Source organism: Mariniphaga sediminis (genome assembly GCF_003573545.1).
Classification (GTDB): domain Bacteria; phylum Bacteroidota; class Bacteroidia; order Bacteroidales; family Prolixibacteraceae; genus Mariniphaga; species Mariniphaga sediminis.
On record NZ_QWET01000007.1, the window covers coordinates 83,370 to 99,651 of the forward strand.

The window sequence follows — 16,282 nt, forward strand, 5'->3', positions numbered from 1 at the left end:
TCTCTTTCCTTTTTTACCGGAATAACAATGAAGACTTCATTATTTTTGTTGTGCCCGCTGATTGCCTTTAGCAATTATTTGTGGGCACAACAATCCGGCAGCGACATGCCGAAAGATACTGTTCAGATTGAAGAAATAACGGTGACGCAGAATTTTATTCTGAACGATGAAAACATGGTAAAATATTACCAGTCGTCTCACAGTTCGGGGATCGATAAAATGAATGCCCGCCTGGGAGGTGTTTCCCTTATCAGCAGGGGGGCGTATGCCCGGGAACCTGTTTTAAACGGTTTTTCCGGCGGGCAGATTAATGTGACCATTGGCGGAATGAAAATGTTTGGCGCCTGCACCGACAAAATGGATCCCATCACCTCCTATATTGAGCCAATTAATCTGAAAAGTGTCCGGTTAAACCAGGGAACAACTGGCAACAAAAGCGGCAGCACAGTCGGGGGGGCTTTTGATATGGAATTGCAACAGCCCGAGAAATCGGCTTTCAATCTGGAAACAGGTGCCAGGTATGAAACCGTTTCCACCGGAAAAACCGGGTTTCTTCTTTTGAATTATGGTCAGGAACAATGGGCTTACCGGGTAAGTGGTGTTTACAAACATTTTTTACCCTATGCCGGAGGAGACGGAAAAACAGTGCCATTCACGCAATATGGAAAAATAAATCTCCTCCAATCGTTTCTGTACAGTCCGGCTTCCAGGCATCGTTTTATTTTCGACTGGCTGATTGATGATGCTTTCGATATCGGGTATCCGGCCTTGCCCATGGATGTAAGCAGGGCAAAAGGGCGAATGTACAGTTTGGAATTTGCTTCAGGTAAGCGAATGTTGAATATCAGTAACTTAAAAGCGAAAGTGTATTGCAATTCGGTTTTTCACCTCATGGACGACTCGCAACGGGATAGCTTATATTTTGTGAAAAGCTCAAAGACGGGTAAGTTGGATAGTGTTTACATGAAAATGGATATGCCCGGATGGACGCGCACCAGCGGCGCCTTTGCAGAAGGGGATATCCGCTGGTCAGAGAAAAACCTGTTTTCGTTTAAACTGGAAAGTTATTCCAACTGGTCGAAAGCCGAAATGACCATGTTTATGAATAACCTTTCAAATCCCGGAGAGCCGCCTATGTTTGCAGAAACCTGGCCCGAAAACCGGCGGTGGGTATCGGGTGTTTTTATTAAAAACGATTACGTGTTAAGCCCGAAAACAATGGTTAGCGCCGACTTTCGCGCGGATTACAGCTCCTCCGTAATTTTATCGGAACAGGGGAGGCAGCAGTTTAATTCGTTGGGATACCCGGTTGACCGAAATTTTCAAAAAATAGTCAAATCGGGAAATCTGATGGTAGCCCATTCCCTTCAGCGGTTCTGGCAACTCAAAGCCGGAGTAGGGTGGGGCGAGCGACTTCCCACACTCTCGGAGCAATTTGGTTTTTACCTGTTCAACGCCCTCGACGGGTACGATTATCTGGGTAATCCCCATATAAAACCAGAGCAATCATACAGTTTTTTTGTCCACCTGAATTATTCGCAGGCCCGTTTTAAATTTTCGGCAGAAGCCCGGTACAATCATATCAACAATTATATTCTGGGACTTAACGACCCGGGGTTTGAGGCATTGAATTTATACGCTTCAGGCATCAAAAAATATGAAAATATCGATTTTGCCAGGCTGTTTTCAGCCAACGTGCAATTTTTGTGGGAACCGTTTCAATGGCTTGAGTTTTTTAATGTGATGAAATATAATTGGGGAGAGACCTTTGCAAACCGCCCGTTGCCTTTAATCCCTCCACTCAAAAATTTGTTTTCAGTTCATGTGGAAGGGAAAAATTTTAATGTTCAGGCCGAAACCGAATACTCCGCCCCGCAAAACCGGATAAACAAAAATTTTGGAGAGACAGAAACCCCCGGGTTTTTTTTACTGCATTTTAAGACGGGGTATAAAATAAAAGCAGGCCCGTCGGTTATTCATTTGAATGCAGGCATCGAAAATATTCTGGATAAGGTTTATTCTGAGCATCTTGACTGGGGGAACTATAACCGCCCGGGGAGAAATTTTTACCTGTCGGTGAGTTATAAACATTAAGCCGGAACCTTCGTTTGAGGAAAGGAAAATGAGCAACATAAAACAGTGGATTTTCGGATTTATCAACATCGAATAAATCCCATTTTATAAGGCGAATATTGACCAAAAATTTGCAACCTGTTTATAACTCTTTCCATTAAAATCAATTCAAAAACCTTAAAATTGCATCACGGTTATAGGTTTATCTCAAAATAAATCTTTTTGATGATAAAAAAAGGGAATCCCGTGTAAATCGGGAGCTGTACCCGCAGCTGTAAGTCCGTTAAAAGTTTTTGAACTTCATAGCCACTGTCCGGTAGCCGCCGGATGGGAAGGCAATCAAAAACAGGACAAGCCAGAAGACCTGCCATAATCGTTTTTTAATTAGGCTTTCGGGAGTTAGAGCCTGGTTCGGGATTGAATATTTCTGTTAGATACAACGTTTTCGATATTCCGTCTTTGGGCCTTTCTGCTTCCGGGAGAATTTGGTGAATAACTAAAAAAACGAAGTATGAAGGCAAAATTAATCGGACGTACCTCGGTGCGCGACAACATTAGACTTAGCGAGAATCCCTCGTACCCTGTTTTCAGGGAACTGTATGAAAAACAAAAAAAAGCAGTCTGGTTTCCCGAAGAGCTGAATATCCAGCAGGACGCGCTGGATTACCACCACCTTTTGCCCGACGAAAAAGATCTGTTTGACACGGCAGTCGGTTACTTTTCTTCTTCCGAATTGCTGGTGCAAAATGTGCTGGTTAACGCCTTTTTTCCGTTACTGACTGACCCTCATGCCAAAATGAGTTTCAGCGCCCAGCTTTTTATGGAAAACATTCACAGCGATTTTTTTGAAAGCGTGCTGCAGTCGTTTGGGATGGATCATAAAGCCATGTACGAAGTAGCATTTTCTAATCCGTTTTTGCGGAAGAAACAGTCGCTGATTGTGGAAGAGATCGACAAAATCAGTTACGGGCAGATTAACCCTGATACGTTACAGGGCCAAAAGCAGATACTACGCGCTATTTTGCTGAATAACATCGTACTGGAAGGTATCTTCTTTTATTCGAGCTTCGCCCATTTTTTTGCCTTGAAGGAAATGGGTAAAATGAAAAATGTTGCTTCCGGAGTGGAACTGGTTTTGATTGACGAATCGCTGCACCTGCAAAACGGTATCGAAGCCATCCTGATTATGCTGGAAGAAAGCCCCGAAATTGTAGATGATGAGGAATTTGTGGAAGAGATTCGCGCTGTTGTCCTGAAAGGATTGCAACTGGAACTGGACTACATTCGCTCGAAATTTGGTCAGCGAAGCCTGTTGGGGATGTCGTATCCCGAGTTGGAAAAATACCTGAAGTATATTACCGACAGGCGTCTTACCGAGTTGGGGTTCGAAGCAGAATTTAATATCAGTGAAAATCCGCTCCGGTTTCTTCAAAAAGAAGATGTGAAAAAGCTCATTAACTTTTTTGAAGTGTCGTCAACAGAATACACAAACTATTAAAGCGAACGTGAAATGCAACGGACAGTTATAAAAAGAGACGGAAAAAAGGAACGTTTCCGTACACAGAAAATCATCAATACCATTTTCGAAATTATAAAAGGCATGGATGTGGAGGATGATTATGAATTGGTTTTCCGGATTATAAAAGAGCTCGATTTAAAAGTGCCTGAAAAGGTTACCACCGAGGAACTTGATTTGCTGGTGCTGAAAGCTATAGAGCACCTTATCCCGAAACATCCGGTGTACGATACACTCGCTACCCTTCAGTTGCTGAAACTGATTAACAAACGGGTAGACAGGCGGTTTAAGAGTTTTCAGGCTTATTTGAAATACAGTGTTGGCGCCGGGTTTTTGAAAGAAGACCTCCTCCGGTTCAACCTTTCTGAACTGGAAGAAGCCATCGATTATAAAAACGATCAACTACTCGATTATTTTGGGTTAACCACTTTGCGCGACCGGTACCTCTCGAAAGATCAGGAACAGGAAGTTATTGAAAAACCGCAGTGGTTTTTTATGCGGGTGGCCATGGGAATCGGGAACAACGAGCAGGAGATAAAAGCAGTTTACGAAAAAATGTCGCGGCTTGAATATCTGCACTCAACGCCTACTTTGTTTAATTCGGGTACTACCGTTTCGCAATATTCCTCCTGCTATGTTAATGTGGTGGATGATTCGCTGGAAGGGATTACCAACAAACTGACGGAGACAGCTTTCCTTGCCAAATATGCCGGTGGCGTGGGCACCGATGTTAGCCGGGTACGTGCCACCGGATCGCACATCCATTCGCTGAATGCCAGGTCGTCGGGAGTCATTCCTTTTCTGAAAGTGTTCGACACAATGGTCAACTCCATTCAGCAGGGCGGCCGGCGCCGCAGCTCACAGGTGATCTCCATTCAACCCTGGCATTACGACATTGAAGCATTTCTTGAGTTACGCGAAACCACCGGGAATGCCTATTTCCGCACACCATCGCTCAACACCAAGCTCTGGATGCCTGACGAAATAATGCGACGCATCGAAAACGATGAACCGGTTTACCTGTTTGATCCGGGAGAATGCCCGGAACTGGTGACTGCCACAGGGGAAGATTTTTCAGAAAAATACAATGCCCGTATTCAACAGGCCGAAGCAGGAAAAATGAAGCTTTACAAAAAAATAGGCGGGCGCGATTTTTTCAGTAAATACCTGTTTAAGCTGGCCAAAACCGGTCACCCCTGGCTTACCTTTAAAGACAGGCACAACCGCCATAATCCATGTCCGCAGTACAGCATAATCAACAGTTCGAACCTTTGCACTGAAATTTCCATTCCCAACACACCGGAATCGACAGCCGTTTGTACGCTGGCTTCCATCAACCTCGAAAGGCATATTAACAGTGAGCGTACCGGTTTCGATTGGGAGAAGCTTGCCGAAACCGTCCAAATTATGGTGCGGGCGCTCGACAATATTCTGGATAAGAATTTTTATCCCTCAGAAGCTGCCCGGAAAAATACAATGGATTTGCGCCCGCTTGGCATCGGAATCATGGGATTTGCTGCTGCGTTGATCGAATTGGGTGTTGCTTACGATTCGGATAAAGCTGTGGAAACAGCCCGTAGTTTAGGGGCTTTTTTAAAGGAACAGGCATACAAAACTTCTGAAAAACTGGCTGATGAGCGCGGCGCTTTCCGGCATTACGATGAAATGAAAAAGGCCGGAAATGGGTATGATTATCCGCCCCGACGAAATGCTGTGCTGATGGCCATCGCACCCACGGCCACTATCTCCATCATTGCGGGCACTACCTCTTCCGTCGACAGTTATTTCAGTAACCTTTACTCCCGCGACACGCTTTCGGGAAAATACATTGTCATCAACAAACAGTTGATCCGGGCGCTGGAATTGAAAGGACATTGGAATGACGAGATGGCCGATCGGATAAAAAGAAACAACGGGTCGGTGCAAAACCTCGAAGGCTTGAAAGAACTCATTGATATGGACTGGTTCAAAACAGCTTACGAAGTTCATCCCAACAGGCAAATTGATATTGCCGCCGCTTTTCAGGAATCGGTGGATCAGGCGGTTTCCAAATCAATTTATATTGACGAACAACTGAGACCTGAAATGGAAAAGATTTATTTGTATGCCTGGAAAAAACAGTTGAAATCAACCTATTACTGTTTTATCGATAAAGTGATAAAAGGAGAAAAATATACTTCGCAGGTAAACAAACGGGGTAGCAGAAAGGGGTTTGGCCAACGAAAGGAAAAAGCGCCGGACGAATCCGCTGCCAATAGGAAAGAAGTTTATGGTACCCGCACTGTACAAGAAATCCTGGAATTGGAAGCGCGGGAAAAATATGGTAACCAGGTAGTAGATGAAGTGATGAATAGCAAGGGAGAAAGCTGCCCCACCGATCCACTGCTGGCGAAGTTATGCCCAAGTTGCGAATAAAACAGATAACCAAAATCAAATAATAAAAGAAAAATTATGAGTGGCGCTGAAATGATTATTGTTAAAAGAGATGGAAAAAAAGCTTCCTTCTCTATCGATAAAATTAAAAATGCAATTCGAAAAGCATTTCTCTCTGTTGGAAGTTTTGCAAGTGAAGATGACCTTACCAATATTTTGCACCGGCTAAAAATCCGGAACGAAATGAATGTGGAAGATATCCAAAACCAGGTAGAGCGCTCGTTAATGGCCGAAAACTATTTTGCCGCAGCGAAATCATACATGCTTTATCGCCAGAAACATTCAGAAGACCGGGAAACAAGAGACCGCATAAAATTTTTAATTGATTACTGTTCGGCCGGGAATGCTGCTTCAGGAAGCAAGTTTGATGCCAATGCCAATGTAGATAAGAAAAACATTGCAACGCTTATCGGCGAACTTCCCAAGGGAAATTTTATCCGTTTAAATCGCCGCTTATTAACCGACAGGCTGACTGATATGTTTGGGAAAGAACTGTCGGACAAATACCTCAGCTATTTAAACCACCACTTCATTTATAAGAACGATGAAACAAGTCTTGCTCCCTATTGCGCCAGTATAACCATGTATCCGTGGCTATTGGAAGGAACATCTAAAATTGGAGGAAACTCAACGGCACCAACCAATTTAAAATCGTTTTGCGGGGGATTTATTAACATGGTTTTCATCGTTTCCAGTATGTTGAGCGGCGCATGTGCTACGCCTGAATTTTTAATGTATATGAACTATTTTGTTGGTAAAGAATACGGAAATGATTACTACAAACGCAGCAATGAAATTGTAGACTTATCAAAAAGAAAACGTTCAATTGATAAAGTCATTACCGATTGTTTCGAGCAAATTGTCTATTCGTTGAACCAGCCAACCGGGGCGCGTAATTTTCAGGCTGTTTTTTGGAATATATCGTACTACGATAAATACTATTTTGAAAGCTTGTTTGGCGAATTTGTATTCCCCGATGGCAGTAAACCTGAATGGGAGTCGTTAAACTGGTTGCAGAAACGGTTTATGCTTTGGTTTAACAAAGAAAGGACAAGAACTGTTTTGACTTTCCCGGTGGAAACCATGGCTTTGCTTGCCGCTGAAGGAGATGTAAAAGACAAAGAATACGGCGATTTTTCAGCAAAAATGTATGCCGAAGGACATTCGTTTTTTACGTATTTAAGTGATAATGCAGATAGTTTAAGTTCCTGCTGCCGTTTGCGAAACGAAATACAGGATAACGGATTTAGCTACACACTGGGCGCAGGTGGGGTTTCCACCGGCTCTAAAAGTGTTTTGACCATTAACTTGAATCGTTGCATTCAACAGGCAAAAAAGGAACAGATTCCCTATATTCATTTTTTGGAAGATGTTGTTGACCTGGTACATAAAGTGCAACTCGGATACAATGAGAATTTAAAAGAATTACAGGAAAAGGGAATGCTTCCGTTATTCGATGCAGGATACATTAATTTGAGCCGTCAGTATCTTACCATTGGTATAAACGGCCTGGTAGAAGCGGCTGAATTCCTGGGGATCGAAATAAATGATAATCCTGATTATGTGGCATTCACGCAGGAAATCCTGGGGTTAATCGAACAGTATAATAAAAACTATCGATCAAAAGACGTATTGTTTAACTGCGAAATGATTCCGGCGGAAAACGTGGGAGTTAAACATGCCAAATGGGACAAAGAGGATGGATATTTTGTCCCGCGCGACTGCTACAACAGCTATTTCTATATAGTAGAAAATGAGTCTCTGAATGTGATTGATAAATTCAGGATTCACGGAAAAAAATACATTGAACATTTAACCGGAGGTTCGGCATTGCACATGAACCTGGAAGAACATTTAAGCGCTGCGCAATATCGACAGTTGCTCCGGGTTGCGGCTCAGGAAGGGTGCAATTATTTTACCTTTAATATTCCAAATACCATTTGTAATGATTGTGGACACATCGACAAGCGTTATTTAAATGAATGCCCGGGGTGTAAAAGTAAAAATATTGACTACCTAACCCGTATCATCGGATATATGAAAAGAATCAGCAGTTTCTCTGATGCACGCCAGAAAGAAGCAGCCCAAAGATATTATGCAAAAGAAAAAGCAGAACGGAAAGTAGAAGAATATGCTTAAATATTATAACTACGACGTTGTTTTTCAGGAAATACCAAATGAGGTTACGCTGGCAATTAATATAACCAATTGTCCGAACCGTTGCAAAGGGTGCCACAGCCCGCATTTGCAAAAAGATATTGGCGAAAATCTGAACGAAGAACGAATCATTTCATTGATGGCTAAGTACGCCTCAGCCATCACCTGTTTTTGTTTTATGGGCGGCGATGGAGACCCTCAACGGGTTGTTGAGTTAGCCAACTTTATACGCCTTCATTACGCTGGAATAAAAGTGGCCTGGTACTCCGGTTGTGCCAGGTTACCTGAAGGATTTGATAACAGCGTTTTTCAATATATAAAATTGGGTGGTTATATAGAAGAATTAGGAGCATTGAAAAGTGAAACCAGCAATCAGCATTTGTTTGAAATACAACAGGATGGTAATATGAAAGATGTGAGCCACCTGTTTAAATAGCAGGGCAACAAGATGAAAGGGGACATACAAGTTTACACCGGAAATGGTAGATATTGCCGACCTCGTTACCGAAATGAAAGAAGTTAAACACTGTTACCAGAAAGGAATAGAAGCACGCAAAGGGATTGAATTTTAAAATGACAATAAAATGAAGAATAATCTCTCCGATATGATGGGGGTGGATATGTATCTTGCAGGTCTTTCAAAATCTGAGTTTAAAAAGATTCAGAAGTATTTAAAGCCATCGAACAGGACTGTGCCTCCACTATTGTGTTGGGATATCTGTTTCCCTTATTATCAGGAAATGTTGAACAAGGCTAAAATAAATACTGAACTTCAGGTTCTTTATAAATATTCAAGAAGATACAACTGGAATATTGATCTGGATAAAACACTGAATGCTTTTCCTTACGAAGCCCTGGTGTTAACGGACGAAACTAAAAATATTTTATGGGTGAACAATGGTTTTTCAGAAATGACAGGGTACCCTAAATCACATGCTATAAACAGAAGTCCTGGTTTTTTGCAAGGCGAAAAAACTTCTGAAGCGGTAAAATCCGGAATCCGGAAAAAAATTCAGCTAAAAAAACCTTTTAAGGAAGTGATCGTAAATTACCGCAAAAACGGGTCAACCTACAATTGTGAGGTTCGGATTTTTCCACTTGCAGGAGACAATTCATTACACTTTTTAGCGCTTGAAAGAGAGGTTTCGTAACCTTCGTTGCCGCCGATCCTGCGGGTGATGCGAATTCCGATTCGCGTCAACTTCAGGAGAACCGGGTGATGCGATTTCCAAATCGCGTCCTGTCAATCCGGCGAATCTGAATTCGCCGATCCCGAACGGAGCAGCGATTTAATCGTTTCCTTTTTCTCCTGGTGGATCAGAATCCGTCGATCCCGGAGTCCGGGGCACCGGTTTCTTTCCTTGGGCGATATGGCCGCCAACCAGTGGTCGGGAAAAGTACCGGGAGCTTTTTGTGGATCCCATGGAAGTTGCGGGGCAGCGATCGGAACAGGAATGTTCATTAGCACCATTATCAAACCTTACGTTTATGAAGTGGATCCGGCAACAGCTACATCAACTCTGGGGCAACTGATCGGAAATCAGTTTCAGGGCCTCTATGCTGATTGGAGTGTCCAAATGCTTTGTAATGAAGAGATTTTTTAAAAGATAGATATAATGGAACATTTCAAAACCGTTGATAGCTGTATCTATTGACTTTCAATCGCTCAACAATCAACAAACAAAATATTTCATCGACCTTAAATCCGAATGTATTTATTGGGATTTAACCTTTAATCCTCCTGAGTCGTTCCACGTATACCTCAAAGTCGAAGTCTCCGAAAAGTACAAACCGAATGTGCTTCACGTTTTCCAGACCGGGAATGGTTTCGAGAACCGTTTGAAGGGCAATGTCTGTTGCTGCTTCAAGCGGATAGCCAAAAGCGCCTGTGGAGATGGCCGGAAAGGCTACTGAATCGATTTTTTTCTCTTCGGCCAGGAGGAGCACATTCCGGTAACAATCGGAAAGGATCAGGTTCTCTGGTTTGTCCATACCGTAGACCGGGCCAAGGCAATGGATGACATATTGATTGGGAAGATTGTGTGCCCCGGAAATAACTGCTTCTCCGGGTCGGATGGGCGCCATGGGGCGGCACTCTTCTGCCAGACCGGGACCGGCAGTACGATGAATGGCGCCTGCCACACCGCCACCTGTCATTAACTGTGCATTTGCGGCATTTACGATGGCCGTCATTTCGGGTTGATTGGCTATATCTCCCTGAACGGCCTCCAACTGGATATTTCCTACTAGCTTTTTCATGGCCTTCAATTTTAGTTAAAAACCAATCAATGATTTCCCTTCAAAGATAAAAAACTACCGTGGATTGTTCAAATGAAACAGTCTTTTAATACCCTCTCTTATTAAACAGAATATACCCAAAATTAAGGGTTAGATAAAGGTTGGTGTTGGGTTTCTCGTAGTAGTTGAGCGAGAGACTTACAGGGCCTATTCCCGTGTGGTAAACCAGGGCTGCCATTCCCTGCAGGTAATAGTTTGTGAAGTAATCGTCTTTTTTATAGGCTGTTAAATCTTCATTCTGAAGTTCTTCCCGCACCGGCACAAAACCGTGACCCTCCAGGCGCAGGTGCAGGGACGGGTTAAAATGCACCAACGCTTTTAATCCGCCTGCCAGGTAATTGTTCGAATGAAAATTTTCGATAAAAAGTGAACGGCTGTGCGGGGTTGGATAATATCCGGGCGCTGAAAGCAACGAGGAACGGTAATTTTTTAAAAACTTTTTGTTGCTGTAAACGGCTTCCAACTGGGTTCCAAGCGTAAACCTTTTCCCGATATTGAAATACCTTGTTAATTGGGCTTCTGCCAATAAATAGTCGTGGTGCCTGCTGGTTTTTACCGTGGCAGAGGAGGTAGTTCCCGGTTTATTCACTTCTTTCCCTGCAATGTATTTTACGGAGAACAATCTGAAGGCACCTTCAGTGGCATATTGTTTATAATTGAGGGAATTGCTTTCAAGTCCTATTTGTCCAACAAAGGCATTGAAGGTGGTTTGGTCCGGTACATCCTGTTTCCTGAAAATGTCGGTCTGGTAATATTCGTCGGTAGAGTTGGCAAAAGCAGTTCCTGCAAAAAGTTTGGAGTGGAGCCCCAGTGGTACTCCCGCCTCAAGGCGCATGTTGTACTCGTCCTGAATAATGTAAGGTGGACGCACATCTTCAAAAAACAGCTCGGTGCTGGTCGAGAAAAAATCCCATCTGTTTAGGGTGGAGTAACCGGCAAGGTAAAAGGGCAGGGAGGTGGGAAAGTCGATTCGGCCGCCAGCTTTAAACGAACTGTAAAACCGCCCGAAATAGATATTTGAGCTCAGGGTGTAAGCCCTTCCCTGGTAGGTGCGGTAATCAAAGCTGGCAAACCCCTGGTTGATGGGCTTTGTGGAGATGTTACCCCCGATATTGATTCGCATTTTTTTCTCCGGTTCCACTTTCAGGTGCAGGTCGTAGTACCCGGTTTCGTGATTGTAGTATGCCACCGGCCTGATAGATTTCAGGTGTTCGTCGGCAATGAGCTTAAAGTAATCCTTTTTGAGTTCGTTCAGAGATACGATATTGTAATGGTGCTTGATCGACTGGATAATAAATTTCCGCTGCATAGGATCTTCTACACCTTCCACCTGTACATTTTGAAAATAAAGTTCAGGTTTCTTTGCGCTGAATTCTTCCCTTTTCCTTTCTACATTTTCCAGCTCTGCTTTCCGCTGGACCCGCATTTTTATACTGTCGATATATTGATTTATTGTTTGACGGCCTTGCTCTGCAATTAAATCATATTTTTGAAAATCGAGCAGGCCCACATTTTCAAATTTGGTTTCCATTAAAATTCCTTTGTCGGAAGGAATGTCGTAGTTGGTAGGTCGCATTACCATATTGGTGATCTGATCGATCACATTATCGGTTTCGGGAATTTTTGAGTCGTCTGCAACCTTATGTCCTATAATAAAGTCCGGATTATGGATTTCTTCCATAATATCCTGCGGAAAATTATTTACAATACCACCGTCGAAAAGCAGGTTCCCATCAATTTGAATGGCTTTAAAATATAAGGGAAAAGTCATGGACGCGCGGATGGCTTCGCCTAAATCCCCCTCGCGCAATATTACCGGTTGGTTGCTGTGTACGTTAGTAGCAACACAAAAGAAGGGAACCATCAGGCTGTCGAAGTTATTTTTGCAGGCCGCATTCGTGGAAGCCAGCAGCTCCATAAAGGCAAAGTCCATTTGCTCTTCAGGAATAATATTAGTGGGAGGTAACAGGGTGAATTTATCTTCTTTGCGGGCAATCCTTAATTCAATCCAAGCCGGATCGGGTTCGGGTTTTGTAAAATAGTAACGGTATTCTTTCTGTATCCGCCCGGTTGACCAAAAATAAAAATCGTCGGATCGGAACAGTTTCTCCATCTCGTCGGGTGAATATCCGGCAGCATACAATCCGCCAACAATGGCACCAATGGAAGTTCCCGCAATGTAATCAATGGGAATATTGTTTTCTTCCAGTGCGCGAATGACTTCGATGTGGGCTATGCCCTTTGCTCCACCACCGCTAAGTACCAACCCGACCGACTGGGCATAACTACCGGGAGACAGAAGCAATACGGCAAAAAAACTAAATAATATTTTTCTCATGGCTAATTTCGATGCTTTCCGAACGGTACCAAATTTACAAAAAACGGATGGTTGCATATTCCTATTTTGGAGTAAACCCGAATTTTTTCGGTGAAAAGTCGAAAAAACGACATGAATGAAGATGGCTTTATCTGTCCTCCACCTTTTTCCTGAGACTTTGAAAACCTTCGCCCAGTATTTCACGTGCATCCATCACCGTAATGAAAGCTCCAGGGTCGATGTTGCTAATGTACTCTTCAAGAACGGCCACTTCCCGGCGACTTACAACGGTGTAAATAATTTGTTTTTCTTCTCCGGTAAACATTCCTTCTCCCTTCAGGTAAGTTCCGCCACGGTCCAGGTCATTGAGGATTTTATTTTTAATATCGACATGTTTTTTGGAAATAATCAGCAATGCCTTATTATAGTCAGCCCCTTCCAAAATCATGTCAATGGAGCGACCTGTAATGTAAATAACCACCCATGAATAAAGCGGGACGTGCCAGTCTTTGAAGGCGATGAGTCCCGTTAATACAATAACTGAATCCACATAAATCATTAGTTTGCCAAGTTGCAAGCGGGTATATTTGGCAATAATCATGGCAATGATATCGGAACCTCCGGAAGTGGCCCTTGATTTAAAAATGAACCCTAATCCCGCACCAGCCAGCACTCCGCCGAAAACACATGAAAGCAATACGTCGTTTACCAGGGGAGCGTCGCTCACAGGGCGCAACCAGGCCAAACCATCAATAAAAAATGAGGCAAGCACAAAGCCCACTACTGTTTTCACCCCAAACCGCGGGCCCAGTATTTTGATGCCGGCCATGGTAAGCGGGATATTTACGATTAGCCCGAAAAGCCCGATGGGAATACCGTCGGGCCAAATGGCAAACATGTCACGTGTGAGGTAATGCACCACAATGGCAATCCCGTACACACCTCCGGGAAAATTTTATGTGGTGTAATAAAATATACAAATGCGCAAGCCAGCAGAATAGAACCAAAAAGGATAAAAAGATAATCTTTAAACCACTGTTTGCTGAAGGTTTTTTGTTTCGTGAGAAAGGCCATTGATTGATGATTTTTATTTTATGAAATTAATTTGTTTTAGGCGAAACAGAGGAAGGGAAACTTTCCGTTGAATTCCAGAGCTTCTTATTGGGGGTGTTGCCCATTTCAAAACGAATGTGACCACCACCCAGCAACTCGTTGTGGGCAAAGTAAGACTTACCCCATATTTTACCATTCCATGTCGTTTTTTGAATGTATTCCGAGTCAGTGGCTTCCGGCGCTTCCAAAATGAGCGTTTTCCCGTTGGGAAGTTCCATCTGTACTTTTTCGAATAAGGGCGAACCTATTATATATTCAGGAGTCCCGGGGCAAACCGGGTAAAAACCAAGCGAAGAAAACACGTACCATGCCGAAGTCTGTCCATTGTCTTCATCCCCGCAATAACCGTCAGGTTCCGGTTGGTAGAGCTTGGTAAGTATTTCCCGAATCCATTTTTGGGTTTTCCAGGGTTGCCCTGCGTAATTGTACAGGTAAATCATGTGCTGAATGGGCTGGTTGCCATGGGCGTAGTTTCCGGTATTTGCAATCTGCATTTCCCTGATTTCATGAATGGTAAATCCATAGTACGAGTCGTCGAAAACCGGAGGAACAATAAAAATGGAATCAAGCATCGCTGCAAAATTTTTATACCCGCCCATGAGTTGGGCCAAACCTTCTGCATCGTGAAATACGCTCCAGGTATAATGCCAGCTATTTCCTTCTGTAAACGCATCTCCCCATTTGTATGGATTGAAGGGGGATTGAAATTCACCGTTTTCATTTTTGCCTCTCATAAGTTTGGTTTCCGGGTCGAAAACATTCCGGTAATTCTGTGCGCGTTTTTCAAAAAGCTGAATTTCTTCTGTTGGCTTGTCCAGTGCTTTCCCCAGCTCTGCAATACAAAAATCAGCATAAGCGTATTCCAGCGTTCGGGCGGTGTTTTCACGAATGCCCACATCATAAGGAATGTACCCCTGCTTATTGTAATATTCAGCGCCGTACCTTCCCACCGAAGGTACGGGGCCATGTCCTTCTGTATTTTTCAGAATAGCTTCATACAATGTTTCGATGTCGTATCCGCGTATTCCTTTCAGGTAAGAATCGGCAATAAGTGAGGCCGAGTTGGAGCCAATCATACAATCGCGATGGCCCGGGCTGGCCCACTCGGGCAACCAGCCGCTTTCTTTGTAGGTGTTTACCAGGCCTTGCATAATCTGGCTGTTCAGTTCAGGATACATTAGCGTGAAAAAGGGGAAAACGGCACGGAAAGTATCCCAGAAACCGTTATCGGTAAACATATAGCCGGGCAGCACCTCGCCGTTGTACGGACTGTAATGCATTATTTCTCCTGCTGCATTTATTTCGTAAAATTTACGCGGGAAGAGCAGAATGCGGTAAAGGGTGCTGTAAAAAGTCCGGGCATTATCGATATTAGAAGTTTGAATTTTAATTTTCTCCAGTTCGCTGTTCCATTGGTCTTTCCCTTCTGCAACCAGTTGGTCAAATGTTTTGTCCTCTATTTCCTGTTTCAGGTTTAGCTCGGCTTGTTCGGGACTGATAAACGATGAGGCAATTTTGAGCGAAATTTTTTCTTTGCTTTTGGTTTTAAACTGAATAACCGCGCCGGTATGCAGATCCTGTAATTCGGTTTTATTTTTAAAGAGGGTTTCATTGTCGGTGGTATAAAATGTTTCGAAGGGTTTGTCGAACTGCACAACAAACCAGTTTTTAAAATTTCCGGGAACACCGCCACTGTTTTTGGTGGTGTAGCCAATCACCTTATTTTCTTCGGGAAGAATTTTGATGTACGAGCCGCCGTCAAATGCATCAATGATAATATTTGAGCTGTCGTTTTCCGGAAATGTAAGTTCAAAAAAGGCTGCACGCTCTGTGGCGGTGAATGCCGTTTCCACATCGTAATCGGCCAGGTATACCTTGTATAAATAAGGCCTGACTGTTTCTGCCTTGTGCGAAAACCAACTTGCCCTTTCTTCTTCATTAAAGACCGGTTTTCCGGTGGTGGCAAAAACCGAAAACTGTCCGTAATCGTTTATCCAGGGACTGGGCTGGTGTGTTTGTTTAAAACCGCGTAATTTATTGGCGTCGTATTGGTACATCCATCCGTTTCCCATTGTGTTGGTTTGCGGGGCCCAAAAGTTCATGCCCCACGGGCGTGCAATGGCCGGATAGGTGTTGCCGTTACTCAGGCTAAATTCCGAATCGGTACCCATCAGCGGGTTGACCCAATCAACCGGGTTGGTTATAAAATTGCTTTTTTCGGTTTTTGTGCAAGCTGAAAATAAAAAAATGAAAGCTGTCAGGAAATAGGTAAGTCTCATTTTCAATCGTTTTTAAATTTAGGTAAACGCAATTGTTTCGCGCCAAAAATAATACATTCTATTGTGAAAAATATTGAGGGTTTTCATGAAACGCAA

Annotated in this window: 13 protein-coding genes and 1 riboswitch; of the genes, 8 read left to right on the top strand and 5 right to left on the bottom strand. The window is 43.4% G+C overall.

Going from position 1 to position 16,282, the window contains the following annotated elements; all coding sequences use genetic code 11:
• Positions 1 to 27 precede the first annotated feature (27 nt).
• The 7 genes from D1164_RS10730 (at position 28) to D1164_RS10760 (ending at position 9,330) form a co-directional block, all read left to right on the top strand.
• Positions 28 to 2,094 carry a TonB-dependent receptor gene (locus tag D1164_RS10730; protein ID WP_119349981.1) on the top strand — a complete coding sequence of 689 codons (2,067 nt, stop codon included), beginning with the start codon at positions 28 to 30 and terminating at the stop codon, positions 2,092 to 2,094.
• Between the two features lie 159 nt (positions 2,095 to 2,253).
• Positions 2,254 to 2,459: riboswitch (cobalamin riboswitch) on the top strand.
• A 125-nt stretch (positions 2,460 to 2,584) separates the two neighbouring features.
• On the top strand, positions 2,585 to 3,571 hold the full coding sequence (locus D1164_RS10735) for a ribonucleotide-diphosphate reductase subunit beta (protein WP_119349982.1): 987 nt from the start codon (positions 2,585 to 2,587) through the stop codon (positions 3,569 to 3,571).
• Positions 3,572 to 3,583: 12 nt separating this feature from the next.
• Complete coding sequence (locus tag D1164_RS10740) at positions 3,584 to 6,004, top strand: ribonucleoside-diphosphate reductase subunit alpha (protein ID WP_119349983.1); 2,421 nt, start codon at positions 3,584 to 3,586, stop codon at positions 6,002 to 6,004.
• A 36-nt stretch (positions 6,005 to 6,040) separates the two neighbouring features.
• Positions 6,041 to 8,161, top strand: coding sequence for an anaerobic ribonucleoside-triphosphate reductase (gene nrdD, locus D1164_RS10745; protein WP_119349984.1), 2,121 nt, complete (start codon positions 6,041 to 6,043; stop codon positions 8,159 to 8,161).
• The gene (nrdG, locus tag D1164_RS10750) at positions 8,154 to 8,615 is read left to right on the top strand and encodes an anaerobic ribonucleoside-triphosphate reductase activating protein (protein WP_119349985.1); all 462 of its coding nucleotides are present in this window, start codon (positions 8,154 to 8,156) and stop codon (positions 8,613 to 8,615) included. The genes nrdD and nrdG overlap by 8 nt, the downstream gene beginning before the upstream one ends.
• A 43-nt stretch (positions 8,616 to 8,658) precedes the next feature.
• Positions 8,659 to 8,751: a cob(I)yrinic acid a,c-diamide adenosyltransferase gene (locus tag D1164_RS10755; protein ID WP_119349986.1), complete on the top strand. Its 93-nt coding sequence runs from the start codon at positions 8,659 to 8,661 to the stop codon at positions 8,749 to 8,751.
• A gap of 12 nt (positions 8,752 to 8,763) precedes the next feature.
• Positions 8,764 to 9,330, top strand: a complete 567-nt coding sequence (locus tag D1164_RS10760) for a PAS domain-containing protein (RefSeq protein WP_119349987.1) — start codon at positions 8,764 to 8,766, stop codon at positions 9,328 to 9,330.
• 92 nt (positions 9,331 to 9,422) lie between these two features.
• On the opposite strand, the gene D1164_RS10765 is transcribed toward D1164_RS10760, so the two are convergent.
• Positions 9,423 to 9,641, bottom strand: coding sequence for a hypothetical protein (locus tag D1164_RS10765; protein WP_119349988.1), 219 nt, complete (start codon positions 9,639 to 9,641; stop codon positions 9,423 to 9,425).
• Here D1164_RS10765 and D1164_RS24210 point away from each other — a divergent pair.
• Positions 9,550 to 9,783 (top strand): DUF5714 domain-containing protein, encoded by a 234-nt coding sequence (locus D1164_RS24210; RefSeq protein WP_394340397.1) that lies wholly within the window; start codon positions 9,550 to 9,552, stop codon positions 9,781 to 9,783. The genes D1164_RS10765 and D1164_RS24210 overlap by 92 nt on opposite strands.
• Before the next feature lie 121 nt (positions 9,784 to 9,904).
• Here the strand turns inward: D1164_RS24210 and D1164_RS10770 are convergent, their stop codons facing one another.
• The 4 genes from D1164_RS10770 to D1164_RS10785 form a co-directional block, all read right to left on the bottom strand.
• Positions 9,905 to 10,438 (bottom strand): macro domain-containing protein, encoded by a 534-nt coding sequence (locus D1164_RS10770; protein ID WP_119349989.1) that lies wholly within the window; start codon positions 10,436 to 10,438, stop codon positions 9,905 to 9,907.
• A gap of 85 nt (positions 10,439 to 10,523) precedes the next feature.
• Positions 10,524 to 12,815, bottom strand: coding sequence for a patatin-like phospholipase family protein (locus tag D1164_RS10775; RefSeq protein ID WP_172594427.1), 2,292 nt, complete (start codon positions 12,813 to 12,815; stop codon positions 10,524 to 10,526).
• Positions 12,816 to 12,942: 127 nt separating this feature from the next.
• A complete protein-coding gene (locus D1164_RS10780) occupies positions 12,943 to 13,734 on the bottom strand; it encodes a YitT family protein (protein WP_119349991.1) in 792 nt (263 codons plus the stop codon).
• Positions 13,735 to 13,894: 160 nt separating this feature from the next.
• On the bottom strand, positions 13,895 to 16,186 hold the full coding sequence (locus tag D1164_RS10785) for a GH92 family glycosyl hydrolase (RefSeq protein WP_119349992.1): 2,292 nt from the start codon (positions 16,184 to 16,186) through the stop codon (positions 13,895 to 13,897).
• Positions 16,187 to 16,282 lie beyond the last annotated feature (96 nt).

Bases quoted from the DNA above. Each gene is read 5' to 3' on its own strand.
- D1164_RS10730 (WP_119349981.1), top strand. From the start codon at position 28: ATGAAGACTTCATTATTTTTGTTGTGCCCGCTGATTGCCTTTAGCAAT.
- D1164_RS10735 (WP_119349982.1), top strand. From the start codon at position 2,585: ATGAAGGCAAAATTAATCGGACGTACCTCGGTGCGCGACAACATTAGA.
- D1164_RS10740 (WP_119349983.1), top strand. From the start codon at position 3,584: ATGCAACGGACAGTTATAAAAAGAGACGGAAAAAAGGAACGTTTCCGT.
- nrdD (WP_119349984.1), top strand. From the start codon at position 6,041: ATGAGTGGCGCTGAAATGATTATTGTTAAAAGAGATGGAAAAAAAGCT.
- nrdG (WP_119349985.1), top strand. From the start codon at position 8,154: ATGCTTAAATATTATAACTACGACGTTGTTTTTCAGGAAATACCAAAT.
- D1164_RS10755 (WP_119349986.1), top strand. From the start codon at position 8,659: ATGGTAGATATTGCCGACCTCGTTACCGAAATGAAAGAAGTTAAACAC.
- D1164_RS10760 (WP_119349987.1), top strand. From the start codon at position 8,764: ATGAAGAATAATCTCTCCGATATGATGGGGGTGGATATGTATCTTGCA.
- D1164_RS24210 (WP_394340397.1), top strand. From the start codon at position 9,550: ATGGCCGCCAACCAGTGGTCGGGAAAAGTACCGGGAGCTTTTTGTGGA.
- D1164_RS10765 (WP_119349988.1), bottom strand. From the start codon at position 9,641: ATGAACATTCCTGTTCCGATCGCTGCCCCGCAACTTCCATGGGATCCA.
- D1164_RS10770 (WP_119349989.1), bottom strand. From the start codon at position 10,438: ATGAAAAAGCTAGTAGGAAATATCCAGTTGGAGGCCGTTCAGGGAGAT.
- D1164_RS10775 (WP_172594427.1), bottom strand. From the start codon at position 12,815: ATGAGAAAAATATTATTTAGTTTTTTTGCCGTATTGCTTCTGTCTCCC.
- D1164_RS10785 (WP_119349992.1), bottom strand. From the start codon at position 16,186: ATGAGACTTACCTATTTCCTGACAGCTTTCATTTTTTTATTTTCAGCT.